Raw genomic sequence first — 15,025 nt, forward strand, 5'->3', positions numbered from 1 at the left:
GCCCGCGCCAGGCGGCGCGCTCCGTCCCGTCCGCCGTGGACCCGACCCCCGCACCCCCACCACGAGGAGAACCACCATGTCGCGCGACCAGTACACCTTCACCGACCCGACGAAGCTCTACAGCGGGATCGACCCCACCGCCCAGTACCAGGAGGGCGCGGGGCTCGACGCCGACCTGGAGGAGAAGGCCGACCTCGGCGAGGACAGCTACCGCGGCCTCGGCCGGCTCGTCGGCCGCAAGGCGCTGGTCACCGGGGGCGACTCCGGCATCGGCGGAGCCACCGCGATCGCCTTCGCCCGCGAGGGGGCCGACGTCGCCATCTCCTACCTCCCCGAGGAGGAGGAGGACGCCCAGCGCATCCAGGGCCTCATCACCGCCGCCGGCCAGAAGGCCGTCCTGCTGCCCGGTGACGTCACCGACCCCGCGTACTGCCGCGAGCTCGTCGCACAGGCGGTCGAGCAGCTCGGCGGCCTGGACATCCTCGTCAACAACGCCGGCAAGCAGCAGACCCGCGAGGCGCTCGCCGACATCAGCGACGAGCAGTTCGACGAGACCTACAAGACGAACGTCTACGCGATGTTCCACATCACCAAGGCCGCGCTGCCGCACCTGCCGGCGGGCTCGACGATCATCAACACCTCCTCGATCCAGGCCTACGAGCCGTCGGAGACGCTCGTGGACTACGCCTCGACGAAGGCCGCGATCAACAACTTCAGCAAGGGGCTGGCCCAGCAGCTGGCGCCGAAGGGGATCCGCGTCAACGTCGTGGCCCCCGGTCCCATCTGGACCCCGCTGCAGACCGCCGGCGGCCAGCCGCCCGAGGACCTGCCCAGCTTCGGGGAGCAGACCCCGCTGGGCCGTCCCGGTCAGCCCGCCGAGCTCGCCCCGGCCTACGTCTTCCTGGCCTCGGCCGAGTCGAGCTACGTGACCGCGACGACCCTGCACGTCAACGGCGGCATGCCGACCCCCTGACCGCCGCCGCATCCCCGGCACCTCCCCGACCCGAAGGACGTGACATGAGCACCTCAGGACTGGCCCTGGTCACCGGGGCCTCGAGCGGCATCGGCGCGGAGCTCGCGCTGCTCCTCGCCGCCGACGGCTTCGACCTGCTCCTCACGGCCGAGGAGGGTCCGGGGGGTGACGGGCTGGAGCCCGTCGCCGTCCGGTGCCGCACCGCCGGCGTGGAGGTGCAGACCGTCCGCGCCGACCTGCGCACCGACGACGGGGTGCGGGCGCTGCACGACGCGGTCCTCGCGACCGGGCAGCCCGTGGAGGCCGCCGCGGTCAACGCCGGCATCGGGCTGGGCGGTGCCTTCGTCGACGCCGACCTGGAGGACCTGCTCGACGTCGTCCGGCTGAACGTGGCCTCGACGGTGCACCTCACCCGGCTGCTGCTGCCCGCCATGGTGGCCCGGGACGCCGGCCGGCTGCTGCTCACCTCCTCGATCGCCTCGACGATGCCGGGTTCCTACCAGGCCGTCTACAACGCCTCCAAGTCGTTCGTGCAGTCGCTGGCCGAGGCGCTGCAGGACGAGCTCCGGAACACCGGGGTGAGCGTCACGTCGCTGATGCCCGGCCCGACGGAGACCAACTTCTTCCACCGGGCGGGGATGGACGACACCCGGATCGGCCAGGGCCCGCAGGACGACGCCGCCGACGTGGCCCAGCAGGGCTACGCGGCGCTGATGGCCGGCGAGGACCGCGTGGTGGCCGCCTCGGCGATGACCAAGGCGCAGGAGCTGGCGGCCAAGGTGCTGCCGGACAAGGTGAAGGCGGCCCTGCACCGGACGATGGCCGAGCCCCGCGACGAGCAGGGGAGCGGGTCGTGAGCGACGACGCGCAGGACACCCGGCAGGCCTTCGACCAGGCCGTCAACATGACCGGCACCGAGCTGTCGCACTGGCTGGACAGCGACGAGGCGCAGGAGGTCGGCCAGAAGGCCGACGGCGACGACGAGTCGACGGGCCACGCCTCGGGCCGGCGCATCCTCGAGATCCTGGCCACGAAGAAGGACGACCTGACCGAGGACGACGAGGCGCACATGCGCAAGGTCATCGGCTACGTGAAGCGGCACCTGGCCCAGCGCCCCGACGGCGACGTCCACGACAGCCGCTGGCGCTACTCGCTGATGAACTGGGGCCACGACCCCGAGAAGTGAGGGGCGCGGCCGGCGGGCCGAGTTGGTCGCGTCTGGGAGGATGAGGACGTGGCCCGTGCGTCGTCGAGAACCGCTTCAACGGGTGACATGGTGCGGTCGCTGGTCGTGATCCTGCTGCCCCTGATCGCCATCACCTACTTCTTCACCCGCACCCCCGACGGGCCGGACGTCAAGACCGTCGAGTGGGCGCCGGTGCTGGTGCAGGCCCGGGACCAGGCGCCCTACCCGGTGCTCGCCCCGCGGGCCGTGCCGCCGGCGTGGCGCGCCACCCAGGTCACCTGGGTGCCGCAGGGCCGTGCCTACCTCAACGGCGAGCCCTCCCCGCGCAACCTGTGGGAGCTCGGCTTCCTCGACGCCGACAACACCTTCGTCGAGCTGGTGCAGGGCGACCTCGAGGCGCGCGAGCTGGTCGAGGACAAGACCCGCGAGGGCCTCGCGGACGGCTCCAGCGACGTCGCGGGGGACACCTGGGACCGCCGGATCAGCGCGGACGAGCGCACCCGCTCCCTGGTCCGGACCGCGGACGGCGCGACGACCATCGTGGTCGGCGACCTGTCCTACGGCGCCCTCGAGAGCTTCGCGTCCACCCTCGCGACGGACTGATCCCGCGTCCGGCGCGGGTGCGCCGGGGGCCGGCGTCCGGGGCTGGCAGCTGTGGCCGGTCGGCCAAGGTTTCTGCCATATGCTGCTCCGCGTGCCTCTGACGACCGTGAGCGTGGTCCTCGTCGAGCCGGTCGCCGTCTTCGAGTTCGGCGTCGCCGTCGAGGTCTTCGGCCTGGACCGGACCGACGACGGCGTCCCCCCGGTCGACTTCCGCGTCTGCGCCCAGCGGCCGGGCGTGCCCCTGGGCACGGGCGGCCCGGCCGGGGTGGCCGTCACCGCGGCGCACGGCCTCGACGCCGTAGAGGGCAGCGACCTCGTCGTCGTCTCCGCCACCGGCATCCGCCCGGCGGGGGAGTACCCGGCCGAGGTGCTGGAGGTGCTGCGGGCCGCGCACGCCGCGGGCTCCACGCTGCTGAGCCTGTGCTCCGGATCCTTCGTCCTCGGCGCGGCCGGGCTGCTGGACGGACGGCCCTGCACCACGCACTGGCGTCACGTCGACGACCTGGCCCGCGCCCACCCGCTCGCGCAGATCGACCCGCGGGCGCTCTTCGTCGACGACGGCAGCATCATCACCAGCGCGGGGACCGCGGCCAGCATCGACGCGTGCCTGCACCTGGTCCGGCGCGAGCTGGGGACGGCCGTGGCCACCAAGATCGCCCGCCGGATGGTTGTCCCGCCGCAGCGCGACGGCGGCCAGCAGCAGTTCGTCGAGATGCCGATCCCGGCCCTCACCGCCGACAGCCTCTCGCCGCTGCTCGCCTGGGTCCTCGACCACCTGGCCGAGCCGCACACCGCCAGCACCCTGGCCCGCCGGGCGACCATGAGCGACCGCACCTTCGCGCGACGGTTCAGCGCCGAGACCGGGACGACGCCGCACCGCTGGCTCACCCAGCAGCGGATCCTGGCCGCCCGCGGGCTGCTGGAGGAGACCGACCTCGGGGTCGAGCAGATCGCCGCGCGGGTCGGCTTCAACTCCGCCGTCGTCCTGCGCGAGCACTTCCGCCGCGAGATCGGGCTGCCGCCGGTGGACTACCGGCGCCGCTTCGTCGCCCCGCGCCCGGCCTCGACGGCCGAGCTGGAGCTGTCGGCCTGAGCCCGGGCTAGTCCTGGCCGCCGTTGCGGGCCCGGGCGGCGTCGACCTTGGCGCGGGCGCCGTCCAGCCGCTGCTGGCACAGCGCGGCCAGGTGCTCCCCGCGCTCCCACAGGGCCAGCGACTCGTCCAGCGGCACCCCGCCGGACTCCAGCCGCTGCACCACCGCGACGAGCTCCTCGCGGGCCTGCTCGTAGGTCAGCTCGTCCCCGTCGGGACGGCTCGTGGTCTCGCTCATGCTGCTCCTAGCGTTCCGGGTCGGACGTCGCGGGCCTCCAGCACCAGCTGGCCGTCCAGCAGGTAGGCCAGCAGGTCGTCGCCCTCGTCGACGTCGGCGACCGAGGTGACGGCGTGCCCCTCGGGGCCCACCAGGATCGAGTAGCCGCGCTCCAGCGTCGCCTTCGGCGACATCGCCCGGACGCGGGCCAGCTGGTGCGCGACGCCGGTGCGCTCGTGCTCCAGGCGGCCGGTGAGCGCGCGCAGGCTGCGCTCGCGCAGATGCTGCAGCTGGTCGTGGCCGACGACGAAGGTGGCCGTCGGGTCGGTCATCACCGGGCGGGTGCGCAGGGCGTCCAGCCGCTCCTGCTCGTGCCGGAGCCGGTTGCCGACGGCCTGCTCCAGCCGGGTGCGCACCTGGCCGATCCGCGCCAGCTCCTCGGCCACGTCGGGGACGACCCGCTTGGCCGCGTCGGTCGGGGTGGAGGCGCGGTGGTCGGCGACCAGGTCGAGGATCGGGTTGTCGCTCTCATGGCCGATCGCGCTGACGACGGGGGTGCGGCAGGCGGCGACGGCCCGGACCAGCCCCTCGTCGGAGAACGGCAGCAGGTCCTCCAGCGAGCCGCCGCCACGGGCGATGACGATGACCTCGACGTCGCCGTGCCGGTCCAGCTGGCCGAGGGCGGTGATCAGCTGCTCCCCGGCCTGCGGGCCCTGCGTGAGCGCGTACCGCGTCTCGATCCGGACGGCCGGCCAGCGCCGCCGGGCGTTCTCGACGACGTCCTTCTCCGCGGCGCTGCCCGCCCCGGTGACCAGGCCGACGGCGCGGGGCAGGAAGGGCAGCGGCTTCTTCCGGGCCCGGTCGAACAGCCCCTCGGCCTGCAGCAGCCGCTTGGTCTGCTCCAGCCGGGCCAGGAGCCGGCCCTCGCCGACGGGGGTGATGGCGTCGCAGTAGAAAGAGAAGCGGCCCGAGCCCTCGAAGTAGGACGGCTTGAGCCGGGCGACGACGGTGGCCCCCTCGGTCAGCGGCCCGGCGCCGTCGAGCGTGGTGGGGGAGACCGTCACCGAGACCGACACCTCGGCCAGCTTGTCGCGCAGCGTGAGGAAGATCGTGCGGCTGCCGGAGCGGCGGTTGATCTCGATGAGCTGGGCCTCGACCCACACCGGGCCCAGCCGCTCGATCCAGCCGCGGACGAGGTGGGTGACCTTGCGGAGCGGCTGGGGGTTCTCGGGCGAGGACTCCAGGGGCACCGGAGGAGCCTAGTCCGCGGGCGCCCCGGTGTGCTGCACGCGACGCCGCGACGGGGCGGTGCCGCCGACCCCAGCGCCTAGACTGGGCGCCATGACCGAGACCGCGAGCCCCGGCCTGACCACGCCTCCTCCCGGGGGCCGCCAGGTGCTGCTGGCCGCCCCGCGCGGCTACTGCGCCGGCGTCGACCGGGCCGTGGTGACGGTGGAGAAGGCCCTCGACACCTACGGCGCCCCGGTCTACGTCCGCAAGCAGATCGTGCACAACCGCCACGTGGTGGAGGACCTGCAGGCGCGCGGCGCGGTCTTCGTCGAGGAGCTCGACGAGGTGCCCCCGGGCTCCACCGTCGTCTTCTCCGCGCACGGGGTGTCCCCGGCCGTCCACGCCCAGGCCGCCGAGCGTGAGCTCAAGGCCATCGACGCCACCTGCCCGCTGGTCACCAAGGTGCACCACGAGGCCCGCCGGTTCGCCAACGAGGGCCTGGAGATCCTGCTCATCGGCCACGCGGGCCACGAGGAGGTCGAGGGGACGACGGGCGAGGCGCCCGAGCACATCACCCTGGTGCAGTCCCCGGCCGACGTCGAGCACGTCGAGCTCAAGGACCCCAGCCGGGTGGCCTGGCTCAGCCAGACGACGCTGAGCGTCGACGAGACGCTGGAGACCGTCGGCCGGCTGCGCGAGAAGTTCCCCCAGCTGATGGACCCGCCCAGCGACGACATCTGCTACGCCACCTCCAACCGGCAGCTGGCCATCAAGCAGATCGCCGCGCGCAGCGACCTGGTGATCGTCGTCGGCTCCGCCAACTCCTCCAATACCGTGCGGTTGGTCGACGTCGCCCTGGAGTCCGGCGCCCGCGCCGCCCACCGCGTCGACAACGCCGGCGAGGTCGACCCGGCCTGGTTCGACGGCGTGGCCTCGGTGGGCGTCACCAGCGGTGCCTCCGTGCCCGAGGACCTGGTCCGCGGCGTGCTCGACCTGCTGGTGGAGCACGGGTACCCGGTGGCCCAGGAGGAGCGGCTGACCGAGGAGACCCTCGTCTTCGCCCTGCCCCCCGAGCTGCGCCGCGACCTGCGCAAGGGCGCCGTCCGCGACTGACGGTCCTCCCGGGCTGACCGGGGTCCGGGCGCGGAGCGGCGGTCGCTAGTCTTCGCCGCGGGCCGGTCCGCCTCGGGGGTGGCCCAGGAAGCTGCGACCATGCCCCAGCCCGCGGTGCCGCGTCGGGCGCTGCGCGCGCTGACGGCGGCGTCGGCCCTCGCGCTCGCCCTGCTGCCGCTCGCCGCGCTGCCGGCCTCGGCGGCTCCCGGCTACGACTACGGGGACGCCCCCGCCGACGTGGACGCCGGCGTCGGCGACCCCGCCCGCTCCTTGGTCACCGGCCCCCGGCTGGGCCGGACCGTCTCCGCCGACCGGCTGGACCCGGACACCGGCACCTCCACCAAGGCCTCGGAGTCGGCCACCGGCGACGACGACGACGCGCTGGCGGCCGTGCCGCCGGTCTCGGTGGGACGGCTCACCACCCTCCGGCTCGACGTCGCCGTCAGCGGGGTGACGGCCCCCGCCCGGCTCTGCGGCTGGGTCGACCTCGACCTCGACCGCACCTTCGCCGCGTCGGAGCGCACCTGCGTCGACGTGCCCGTGGGCGCGGGGGCGGCCGTCCTGCGCTGGGACGGCCGGGCCGGCGTCGCCGGCGACAGCTTCGTCCGGCTGCGGATCGCCACGGTCGCGGCGGAGGCCGGGCTGCCCGACGGCCGGGCCGCCTCGGGCGAGGTCGAGGACTTCCCGGTCGCCTTCCTCGACGTCCCCCCGTCCCCACAGCCGCGGCTCACCCTGGAGACCGTGCCCGCGCCGGCCGTCGTCGACCGGGCCGGGCAGGAGGTCCGCTACACCTACCGGCTGCGCAACCAAGGGCCCACGGCGCTGCGCGACGTCCGCCTGGCCGACCCCCGGGTGGCCCCGGACGCGCTGGCCTGCAGCCCCGCCCTCGGGGCGACCCTGACGCCCGGCGCCCGGCTGACCTGCACCGCCACCGTCACCACCACCCAGGACGACCTCGACTTCGGGGGACTGGAGACCGCCGCCGAGGCGCGCGCCGAGATCGCGGACGGCGACCCCGACGACCCGGCCGACGACGTCCTCGCCGTCGGGCCGGCCTCGGTCGGGATCCGGGCCCGCCCCCGGCTGCAGGTCGCCGTCGCCACGGCTCCCGCGCGACCCGCGGCGGGCGACTCGGTGACGGTGACCGCGACGCTGACCAACCCCGGCAACCTGACGCTGACCGATCTCCGGCTGGAGCGGCTGCGCCCCGCGCTGGAGGGGCTCGCCTGTCCGGACGCCCCGAGCGACGGCCTGGCGCCGGGCGCGGCGCTCGTCTGCACCGGCCGCTCCGTGGTCACGACGGCGGACGCCCGGCAGGGCCAGCTGGACGTGCGGGTCGGGGCGCGCGCGGAGCAGCCGTACGGCCTGCCGGGACGGGGTCAGGACGACGTGGTGGCCACCGCCAGCGCCCGGGTTCCGCTGACGCGCGCGGCCCCGCCCCCGGCGCCCACCTCCACGCCCACCCCGGACCCGTCGGCCGCGCCGTCGTCGGCCGCACCGTCTCCCGGTCGCCCGAGCAGCGCGCCCGGCCCGGGCGGTGCCGCGGACGGCGGGCTGGCCGACTCGGGCGGACCGGCGTCGGCCGTCGGACCGGCGGGGCTGCTCGCGGTGGCCGCGGGGGCCGTGCTGCTGGTCCGGTCGTCCCGCCGGCGCCGCTGAGGCACCCCCCTTCCGGGAGCGGTCAGGACGAGGCGCGGTCCTGGGTGTCGTCGACCTCGGTCGCGGTGCTCTCGACGAGCTCCAGCAGGTCCGGCTCGGGCCGGACCAGCTCGGCGGCCTCGGGCATCGCGTGGGCGCGCCGGCGGCTGCCCCGGCCCACCAGCGGCTCGACCTTGACGGCGTCGTCGACCAGCTCGACGGCCTGGATCTGGCGGACCGGCTCCTCGACGGGGGAGAGCGCGGCCAGCTCCTTCTCGCTCACCTTGAGGTCGCGGAACTTGCGGGCCCGGACCAGCACGGTGCCCTCGACCGTCGCGATCGTCTCGTTGTACGCGTTCACCGACGTCCGCAGGGCCCGGCCCAGCTTGTCGAAGCGGTTGCCCATCAGCCCCAGCTTCTCGTGCAGGTCGCGGCCCAGCTTGAAGACCTCGGCGGCGCTCTCGGCCAGCGCGGCCTGCTTCCAGCCGTAGGCCACGGCGCGGAGCATGCCGATCAGCGTCGTCGGCGTCGCCAGCACGACGTCGCGGTGGGCCGCGTAGTCGTACAGGTCGGGGATCTGCTCCAGCGCGGTGGTGAAGAACTGCTCGTTCGGCAGGAACAGGACGACGAACTCGGGCGTCTCGGCCGCCTTCCAGTACTGCTTGGAGGACAGCTGGTCGACGTGGGTGCGGACGTTGCGGGCGTAGCGGGTGAGCGCCTCGCGCTTGAGGTCGGGGTCGTCGGTCTCGGCCGCCTCGAGGAAGGCGCTGAGGGGCACCTTGGAGTCGACGAACAGGTGCTTGCCCTCGGCCAGGTGCACCCGCATGTCGGGGCGCATCGTCCGGTCGTCGGCCCGCGTCGTGGACTGCAGGTCGAAGTCGCAGCGCTCGACCATGCCGGCGAGCTCGGCCACCCGCTTGAGCTGCACCTCGCCCCACGAGCCGCGGACCTGCGGCTTGCGCAGGGCCGTGACCAGGGCGCTGGTCTCGCGGCGCAGCGTCTCCCCGGTCTGCTGGACCGTCTGCACCTGGATCCGCAGGTCGGTCGACATGGCGACCCGCTCCTTCTCGACCTCGGTGAGCCGGCTGTTGAACCGGTCGAGGCTCTCCCGGACCGGCAGCATCAGCTGCTCGGTGGCGCGGAGCCGGTGCTCGGCCTGGGCGTCGGCGCTCTTGCCCTGGCGCTCCAGGCTCTCGGCCGAGAGCACCTTGAAGTGGTTGAGCATGGCCTCGCGGTCGGCGGCGATCTCGGTGGCCCGCTGCAGGGCGGCGTCGCGCTCGGCCTCGGCCCGCGCGACGGCGGCCGACACCTCCGCGGCCTCGGCCTGCGCCGCAGCGGCCTCGGCGCGGGCGTCGGCGGCCTCGGTCGAGGACTGCGCCCGCACCTCGGCCAGGTCGGCGCGGGCGCGCTCGGTCTCGGTGCGCGCGTGGGCGTGCTCGGAGCGGGCCTGGGCCGTCTCCATCCGGGCCTGGGCGGCCTCCCCGCGGGCGGCGGCGGCGTCGGACTGCGCGACGGCCAGCTCGGTCCGGGCGCGGGCGAGCGCGGCGTCGTCCTGGGCCACCAGCACCTCGCGACGGGCGCGCGCGACCTGCAGGGCCACCGCCGCACCCACCAGCAGGCCCAGCACCAACCCGCACACCAACGCCACCACCACGAACCCGTCCATGCCCTCGATCTTGCAGCGGGGCACTGACAAAACCCGGGAGGCCGCCCGGCGGGCCCCGCTCCCGGCGCCGTTAGCGTGGCCCCCATGAGCGCCGCCCCGATGACCGCCGCCGAGCACGTCGCCGACCTGGCGGCCTTCGTCCAGGCCTCGCCGTCCAGCTACCACGCCGCGGCCGAGGGCGCCCGCCGGCTGCGCGCCGCCGGCTTCGCCCAGCAGGACGAGGCCGAGGCCTGGGACTCCTCGCCCGGCGGCCACTTCCTGGTCCGCGACGGCGCCCTGCTGGCCTGGCGGGTGCCCGAGGGCGCCGGCCCGACGACGGGCTTCCGGGTCCTGGGCGCGCACACCGACTCCCCGACCTTCAAGCTCAAGCCCCGCCCCGACCTCGGCGCCTGGGGCTGGCAGCAGCTCGGCGTCGAGGTCTACGGCGGGCCGCTGCTCAACTCCTGGCTGGACCGCGAGCTGGGCCTGGCCGGCCGCGTCGCCCTGTCCGACGGGTCGGTCCGGCTGCTGGCCACCGGCCCGATCATGCGCATCCCGCAGCTGGCCGTGCACCTGGACCGCGGGGTCAACGACGAGGGGCTGCGGCTGGACAAGCAGCAGCACACCGCGCCGGTGTGGAGCGTCGGCCACCGCGGGCTGTCGGTGCTGGACCACCTCGCCGAGGTCGCCGGCTGCACCCGGGCCGAGATCGACGGCTACGACCTCGTCGCCCACGACACCGCGGCCCCGGCCGTCTTCGGCCCGCACGGGGAGTTCTTCGCCTCCGGCCGGCTCGACAACCTCAGCAGCGTGCACGCCGGGCTGGTCGCCCTGCTGGCCGACGGAGGGAGCGAGCACGTCGAGCTGCTCGCCGCCTTCGACCACGAGGAGGTGGGCAGCGGCTCGCGCTCGGGCGCGGCCGGGCCGGTGCTGGCCGACGTCGTCAGCCGGACCCTGGGCGCCCTGGGCGCCACCCCCGACGAGCAGCACCGCGCCCTGGCCCGCTCGGTCTGCCTCTCCGCCGACGCCGGGCACGCCCTGCACCCCAACTACGCCGGGCGGCACGACCCGGCCAACCAGCCCGTCCTCAACGGCGGCCCGCTGCTCAAGCTCAACGCCAACCAGCGCTACGCCAGCGACGCGACCGGCACCGCGCTGTGGCGGCGCGCGTGCCGCCGGGCGGAGGTGCCGACGCAGGAGTTCGTCTCGCACAACGCCATCCCCTGCGGGTCGACGATCGGGCCGCTGACCGCGACCCGGCTGGGCATGGCGACGGTCGACGTCGGCACCCCGCTGCTGTCGATGCACTCCGCCCGCGAGCTCGCCGGCAGCGAGGACCCGGCCTCGCTCAGCCGGGCCGTCGCCGCCTTCTTCGCCCTCGGCGGCTGAGCAGCGCGGCCTCGGGCGGCTGAGCCGCGGGCCCTCAGCGGCTGAGCAGCGCGGGCCCGGGCGGCTGAGAGCACGCTCACCGTCCGCTCAGGTCGGCGTGCGAGGGTGGGCCACGCCCGCTTGTACGTTCAACTGATCGGAGCCTCATGCCGACCCCCACGACACGACGCGCCCCCCTCGACCTCGGCCTGCTGGTCGTCCGCCTCGCCCTCGGCGCGGTGATGATCGCCCACGGCTACCAGAAGGTGTTCGGCAACGGCATCGCCGCCACCCAGCAGGGCTTCACCGGGATGGGCGCGCCGGTGCCCGAGCTGACCGGCGTCCTCGTCCCGCTGCTGGAACTGGGCGGCGGCCTGCTCGTCGTCCTCGGGCTGGCCACCCGCCTGGTCGTGGTGCTCTTCGGCGCCACGATGGTGGGCGCCGCCCTGCTCGTGCACCTGCCCAACGGCTTCTACGCCGCCGACGGCGGGTGGGAGCTGGTCGGGCTGCTGGCGGCCCTCTGCCTCGCCCTGCTGGTCAGCGGCGCGGGCCGGTTCTCCCTCGACGGCGCGCTGCTCGAGCGGCGCCGCGCCCGCCGCGCGCGGACCGCTCCGACCGCCCCGGCGGAGGCCGAGCCCGCCCGCGTCTGAGCCCCGTGCGGAGCGACGGGCTCGGCGGTCCCCGCCGAGCCCGTAAACTCGGTGCCCGTGGCTCTCAACATCGGCATCGTCGGCCTCCCCAACGCGGGGAAGTCGACCCTCTTCAACGCGCTGACGCGCAACGACGTCCTGGCGGCGAACTACCCCTTCGCCACCATCGAGCCCAACGTCGGCGTGGTCGGCGTCCCCGACCCGCGGCTGGCCACCCTGGCCGAGATCTTCCACTCCGAGCGGATCGTCCCCGCCACCGTGAGCTTCGTCGACATCGCCGGCATCGTCCGCGGCGCCAGCCAGGGCGAGGGGATGGGCAACGCCTTCCTCTCCCACATCCGCGAGGCCGACGCGATCTGCCAGGTCACCCGGGTCTTCCGCGACGCGGACGTCACCCACGTCGACGGCGCCGTCAACCCGCCCGGGGACATCGAGACGATCGCCACCGAGCTGATCCTCGCCGACCTGCAGACCCTCGAGCGCGCGCTGCCCCGGCTGGAGAAGGAGGCGCGCACCAACAAGGACAAGCTCGCCACCATCGCCGCAGTCCGCGAGGCCACCGAGGTGCTCGACCGCGGCCAGGGCGTCTTCGCCGCCGGCCTCGACCCCGAGCCGCTGCGCGAGCTGTTCCTGCTGACGGCCAAGCCGTTCCTCTTCGTCTTCAACTGCGACACCGACGAGCTGTCCGACACGGCGCTGCTCGACCGGCTGCGCGCGGCCGTCGCGCCGGCCGAGGCGATCTTCCTCGACGCCAAGATCGAGTCCGAGCTGACCGAGATGGAGCCCGAGGAGGCCCGCGAGCTGCTCGCCGAGATGGACATCGCCGAGCCCGGCCTGGACGTCCTGGCCCGCGTCGGCTTCGAGACCCTCGGCCTGCAGACCTACCTGACGGCCGGGCCCAAGGAGTCGCGGGCCTGGACGATCCCCCGCGGCGCCACGGCGCCCGAGGCGGCCGGGGTGATCCACACGGACTTCCAGAAGGGCTTCATCAAGGCCGAGGTCGTCGGGTTCGACGACCTGGTGGAGGCGGGCTCGATGCAGGCCGCCAAGGCCAGGGGGAAGGTCCGCCTGGAGGGGAAGGACTACGTGATGGCCGACGGCGACGTGGTCGAGTTCCGTTTCAACGTCTGACATGGGAAATGGAGCCAGCATGAGCATCGAGACCGAAGCCCTCTTCCGGGGGACCGTCTACCGGGTGACCGGCGAGCCGGTGGTCGCCAACCTCGAGTCCAAGGCCGAGGCGGCGCGCGAGCTGCACCTCGCGACCTGCCGGACCCTGCGCAAGTACCCCGAGGGCAGCCCGGCGCTGGTCGCGCTGTCCGACGCCGAGGCCGACGAGGCCTGGCTGAAGGCGCTCGAGGAGGACACCGCTATCGGCGTCCCGCCGAAGGAGTGGCCGTTCAGCGCCGAGACGGCCTGGTGCCCGATCTGCCTCGTCAAGGTGGTCCCGGTGGCCAGCGACGGCAGCTACAAGCACCCGCTGGCGCGCTCGGCGAAGTGGCGCCCGGGCATCCCGCTCGCCTGCCGCTTCCCGACCGCCCACGGCCTGGGGCACTGCGGCTGCGACGACGTGCCCGCCGCGGCCGCCGCGCAGGCCTGAGCCCGGCACCGGCTGTCACCGGGGGTCAACCCGGGGCAGCCGGTGCCGGACTGGTCCAGCCACGGCCGACGCGGAGGTCGGTTCAGCCCGGATCGAGACGGGCCACTCGGTCCGCCGCCGCTAGGGGACGACGCGGGTGCCCGTCCGGCGGTCCGTCCGCAAGATGGCGGTGCCGCGTCCCGGGCGGCGGCCGCGCACCAGCCGCCGGCTCAGGGCCGCGCGGGGCCGGCGACGCTGCGGATGTCCGGTGAGGGTGACCGGGGCGAGGTCCGGGTCGGCCGGGGCGGATCCCTCCGCGGCGGTGCGCGGAGGGGCGCCGGGCAGGACGCGTGCGGTCCGGGGGCGTCGGTGCAGACGGGTGGGCACAGGGTCCTCCGCGGTGAGGTCCGGTCGCCGGGGCGACGGGGTGGTGCGAGCCCGCGCACGCTAATGCTCGGATCGCGCAGAAGTCAAGGGTGCCAGGGACGAGCACCAGGTCACGACGTGGACACGATGGGCGAGGGGATCTGCGGGCCCCGCCGGCGCACCGGAGGCCGTCGCTAGGGTGAGCCACGACCAGCCGATGCCGGGGGCCCCCGCTCGCGGCGCGCCCGTCCGCGGAGGGACCACCCCATGTCCGGAGCACCTCGAACGACCACGGGCCGCCGGCTCGTCGGCGCCGCCACGACCGCCCTGCTCGCCGGGGCCGTGCTCGTGCCCGCCGCTCACGCCGCGCCCACCACGGCGGCCACCACGGCCTACAGCGCGCGCAGCCTGACCACGGGCTCGGGGCAGGTCTTCGTGCCCAGCACCGTCGGCAACCCGGTGAGCGAGCGCGGTCTGGTGGCCGGTTCGACGACCGTGTCCGGCGTGCGCCGCGCCGCCCTCTTCGACCTGGCGGCCCGCACGGTGCGGCTGCTGCCCGCGCCCGCCGGTCAGCCGTCGCGGGCCCACGACGTCAACCTCGCGGGCGAGGTGGTGGGCCAGGTCCGCGTCGACGGCGCCGAGCGGGCGTTCGTCTGGACCACCAGCACCGGGGCCGTCCGGACGCTCTCCGGCACCGGCGCCCGGAGCTCCACGGCGAACGCCATCAACGACCGCGGCGTCGCCGTCGGTGCCGTCGTCACATCTACGGCCAGCCGGGGCACCGTCTGGAACGTCCGGAGCGGGAACCAGTTCTCCCTGGCGATGGACGTCGCGGTGGGCATCAACGAGAACGGAGCCGTGGTGGGCACCCGGTACGGGAACGGCGCGGGCAACACGGGCCTGGTCTGGACGCCGGCCACGCTGCGTGCGGACCCCCTGCGCCCCCTTGCCGGTGACGACAGCGCCGAGCCGGCCGACATCAACGAGAGCGGCGTCGTCGTGGGCCGGTCCTACAGCCTGCAGCGCGACGACCTCGTCACCCGCCCGGTCCTGTGGAGCTCGCGGACTGCGGCGCCCTGCTCCCTGAGCGCGGCCGAGGGCAACGGCAGCGTCACGGCGGTGGACGACCGCGGCCGGGTCGTCGGCACGGAGGTCTCCTACGCGAACCGGACGAGCCGGCCCGTGGTCTGGAGCGGCTGCGGCGGTGCGGTGACCACCCTGCCCTCGACGTCGGGGTCCTACGCCGTCCCCACCGGGCTGGACGGCCGCGGCCGCGTGGTCGGCCTCGCCGGCACCGGTGGCGTCGTCTGGACGCCGCTGGCCTGACTGCTGCCGGGGTCCCGAGGGGCCGGCGCTGTCGGACCCCG

15 protein-coding genes are annotated in these 15,025 nt (G+C 75.0%); 12 read left to right on the plus strand and 3 right to left on the minus strand.

Annotated elements, in window-relative coordinates:
- Positions 1–76: 76 nt before the first annotated feature.
- The 5 genes from JOF54_RS15550 (at position 77) to JOF54_RS15570 (ending at position 3,855) form a co-directional block, all read left to right on the plus strand.
- On the plus strand, positions 77–973 hold the full coding sequence (locus tag JOF54_RS15550) for an SDR family oxidoreductase (RefSeq protein WP_210057469.1): 897 nt from the start codon (positions 77–79) through the stop codon (positions 971–973).
- 44 nt (positions 974–1,017) lie between these two features.
- Entirely contained in the window at positions 1,018–1,830 is an 813-nt protein-coding gene (locus tag JOF54_RS15555) for an SDR family NAD(P)-dependent oxidoreductase (RefSeq protein WP_210057470.1), read from the plus strand.
- Positions 1,827–2,159, plus strand: a complete 333-nt coding sequence (locus JOF54_RS15560) for a DUF3140 domain-containing protein (RefSeq protein WP_307804237.1) — start codon at positions 1,827–1,829, stop codon at positions 2,157–2,159. Before JOF54_RS15555 ends, JOF54_RS15560 begins: the two co-directional genes overlap by 4 nt.
- 48 nt (positions 2,160–2,207) lie before the next feature.
- On the plus strand, positions 2,208–2,762 hold the full coding sequence (locus JOF54_RS15565) for a DUF4245 domain-containing protein (RefSeq protein ID WP_307804238.1): 555 nt from the start codon (positions 2,208–2,210) through the stop codon (positions 2,760–2,762).
- Positions 2,763–2,853: 91 nt separating this feature from the next.
- The gene (locus JOF54_RS15570; protein ID WP_307804240.1) at positions 2,854–3,855 is read left to right on the plus strand and encodes a GlxA family transcriptional regulator; all 1,002 of its coding nucleotides are present in this window, start codon (positions 2,854–2,856) and stop codon (positions 3,853–3,855) included.
- A 7-nt stretch (positions 3,856–3,862) separates the two neighbouring features.
- Here JOF54_RS15570 and JOF54_RS15575 read toward each other — a convergent pair whose 3' ends face one another.
- Together JOF54_RS15575 and xseA are read right to left on the minus strand one after the other, a co-directional pair.
- Complete coding sequence (locus tag JOF54_RS15575) at positions 3,863–4,090, minus strand: exodeoxyribonuclease VII small subunit (protein ID WP_210057477.1); 228 nt, start codon at positions 4,088–4,090, stop codon at positions 3,863–3,865.
- Positions 4,087–5,319 (minus strand): exodeoxyribonuclease VII large subunit, encoded by a 1,233-nt coding sequence (gene xseA / locus JOF54_RS15580; RefSeq protein ID WP_210057479.1) that lies wholly within the window; start codon positions 5,317–5,319, stop codon positions 4,087–4,089. Before xseA ends, JOF54_RS15575 begins: the two co-directional genes overlap by 4 nt.
- Before the next feature lie 91 nt (positions 5,320–5,410).
- Between xseA and JOF54_RS15585 the strand changes: the two genes are divergently transcribed.
- Positions 5,411–6,412 (plus strand): 4-hydroxy-3-methylbut-2-enyl diphosphate reductase, encoded by a 1,002-nt coding sequence (locus JOF54_RS15585; RefSeq protein WP_210057481.1) that lies wholly within the window; start codon positions 5,411–5,413, stop codon positions 6,410–6,412.
- Between the two features lie 99 nt (positions 6,413–6,511).
- On the plus strand, positions 6,512–8,071 hold the full coding sequence (locus tag JOF54_RS15590) for a CLIPPER-2 domain-containing protein (protein WP_210057483.1): 1,560 nt from the start codon (positions 6,512–6,514) through the stop codon (positions 8,069–8,071).
- Positions 8,072–8,093: 22 nt separating this feature from the next.
- On the opposite strand, the gene JOF54_RS15595 is transcribed toward JOF54_RS15590, so the two are convergent.
- Entirely contained in the window at positions 8,094–9,716 is a 1,623-nt protein-coding gene (locus tag JOF54_RS15595; protein WP_245358146.1) for a DNA recombination protein RmuC, read from the minus strand.
- An 84-nt stretch (positions 9,717–9,800) separates the two neighbouring features.
- On the opposite strand from JOF54_RS15595, the gene JOF54_RS15600 reads away from it, so the two are divergent.
- The 5 genes from JOF54_RS15600 (at position 9,801) to JOF54_RS15620 (ending at position 14,984) form a co-directional block, all read left to right on the plus strand.
- Positions 9,801–11,084 carry a M18 family aminopeptidase gene (locus tag JOF54_RS15600; RefSeq protein ID WP_245358148.1) on the plus strand — a complete coding sequence of 428 codons (1,284 nt, stop codon included), beginning with the start codon at positions 9,801–9,803 and terminating at the stop codon, positions 11,082–11,084.
- Positions 11,085–11,230: 146 nt separating this feature from the next.
- Entirely contained in the window at positions 11,231–11,713 is a 483-nt protein-coding gene (locus JOF54_RS15605; protein ID WP_210057488.1) for a DoxX family protein, read from the plus strand.
- A gap of 57 nt (positions 11,714–11,770) precedes the next feature.
- Positions 11,771–12,844 (plus strand): redox-regulated ATPase YchF, encoded by a 1,074-nt coding sequence (ychF, locus tag JOF54_RS15610; RefSeq protein WP_210057499.1) that lies wholly within the window; start codon positions 11,771–11,773, stop codon positions 12,842–12,844.
- Positions 12,845–12,863: 19 nt separating this feature from the next.
- Complete coding sequence (locus JOF54_RS15615) at positions 12,864–13,313, plus strand: hypothetical protein (protein WP_210057501.1); 450 nt, start codon at positions 12,864–12,866, stop codon at positions 13,311–13,313.
- 612 nt (positions 13,314–13,925) lie between these two features.
- A complete protein-coding gene (locus tag JOF54_RS15620; protein ID WP_210057502.1) occupies positions 13,926–14,984 on the plus strand; it encodes a hypothetical protein in 1,059 nt (352 codons plus the stop codon).
- The last annotated feature ends 41 nt before the right edge of the window (positions 14,985–15,025 follow it).

Origin of the sequence: Microlunatus capsulatus (genome assembly GCF_017876495.1) — a bacterium.
In the GTDB taxonomy this organism is placed as follows: Bacteria; Actinomycetota; Actinomycetes; order Propionibacteriales; family Propionibacteriaceae; genus Microlunatus; species Microlunatus capsulatus.

What these genes read in the sequence shown, in the direction of transcription:
- JOF54_RS15585 (WP_210057481.1), top strand. Translation starts at nt 5,411, where the DNA reads ATGACCGAGACCGCGAGCCCCGGCCTGACCACGCCTCCTCCCGGGGGC.
- JOF54_RS15595 (WP_245358146.1), bottom strand. Translation starts at nt 9,716, where the DNA reads ATGGACGGGTTCGTGGTGGTGGCGTTGGTGTGCGGGTTGGTGCTGGGC.
- JOF54_RS15590 (WP_210057483.1), top strand. Translation starts at nt 6,512, where the DNA reads ATGCCCCAGCCCGCGGTGCCGCGTCGGGCGCTGCGCGCGCTGACGGCG.
- JOF54_RS15575 (WP_210057477.1), bottom strand. Translation starts at nt 4,090, where the DNA reads ATGAGCGAGACCACGAGCCGTCCCGACGGGGACGAGCTGACCTACGAG.
- JOF54_RS15615 (WP_210057501.1), top strand. Translation starts at nt 12,864, where the DNA reads ATGAGCATCGAGACCGAAGCCCTCTTCCGGGGGACCGTCTACCGGGTG.
- JOF54_RS15605 (WP_210057488.1), top strand. Translation starts at nt 11,231, where the DNA reads ATGCCGACCCCCACGACACGACGCGCCCCCCTCGACCTCGGCCTGCTG.
- JOF54_RS15600 (WP_245358148.1), top strand. Translation starts at nt 9,801, where the DNA reads ATGAGCGCCGCCCCGATGACCGCCGCCGAGCACGTCGCCGACCTGGCG.
- JOF54_RS15550 (WP_210057469.1), top strand. Translation starts at nt 77, where the DNA reads ATGTCGCGCGACCAGTACACCTTCACCGACCCGACGAAGCTCTACAGC.
- JOF54_RS15555 (WP_210057470.1), top strand. Translation starts at nt 1,018, where the DNA reads ATGAGCACCTCAGGACTGGCCCTGGTCACCGGGGCCTCGAGCGGCATC.
- JOF54_RS15620 (WP_210057502.1), top strand. Translation starts at nt 13,926, where the DNA reads ATGTCCGGAGCACCTCGAACGACCACGGGCCGCCGGCTCGTCGGCGCC.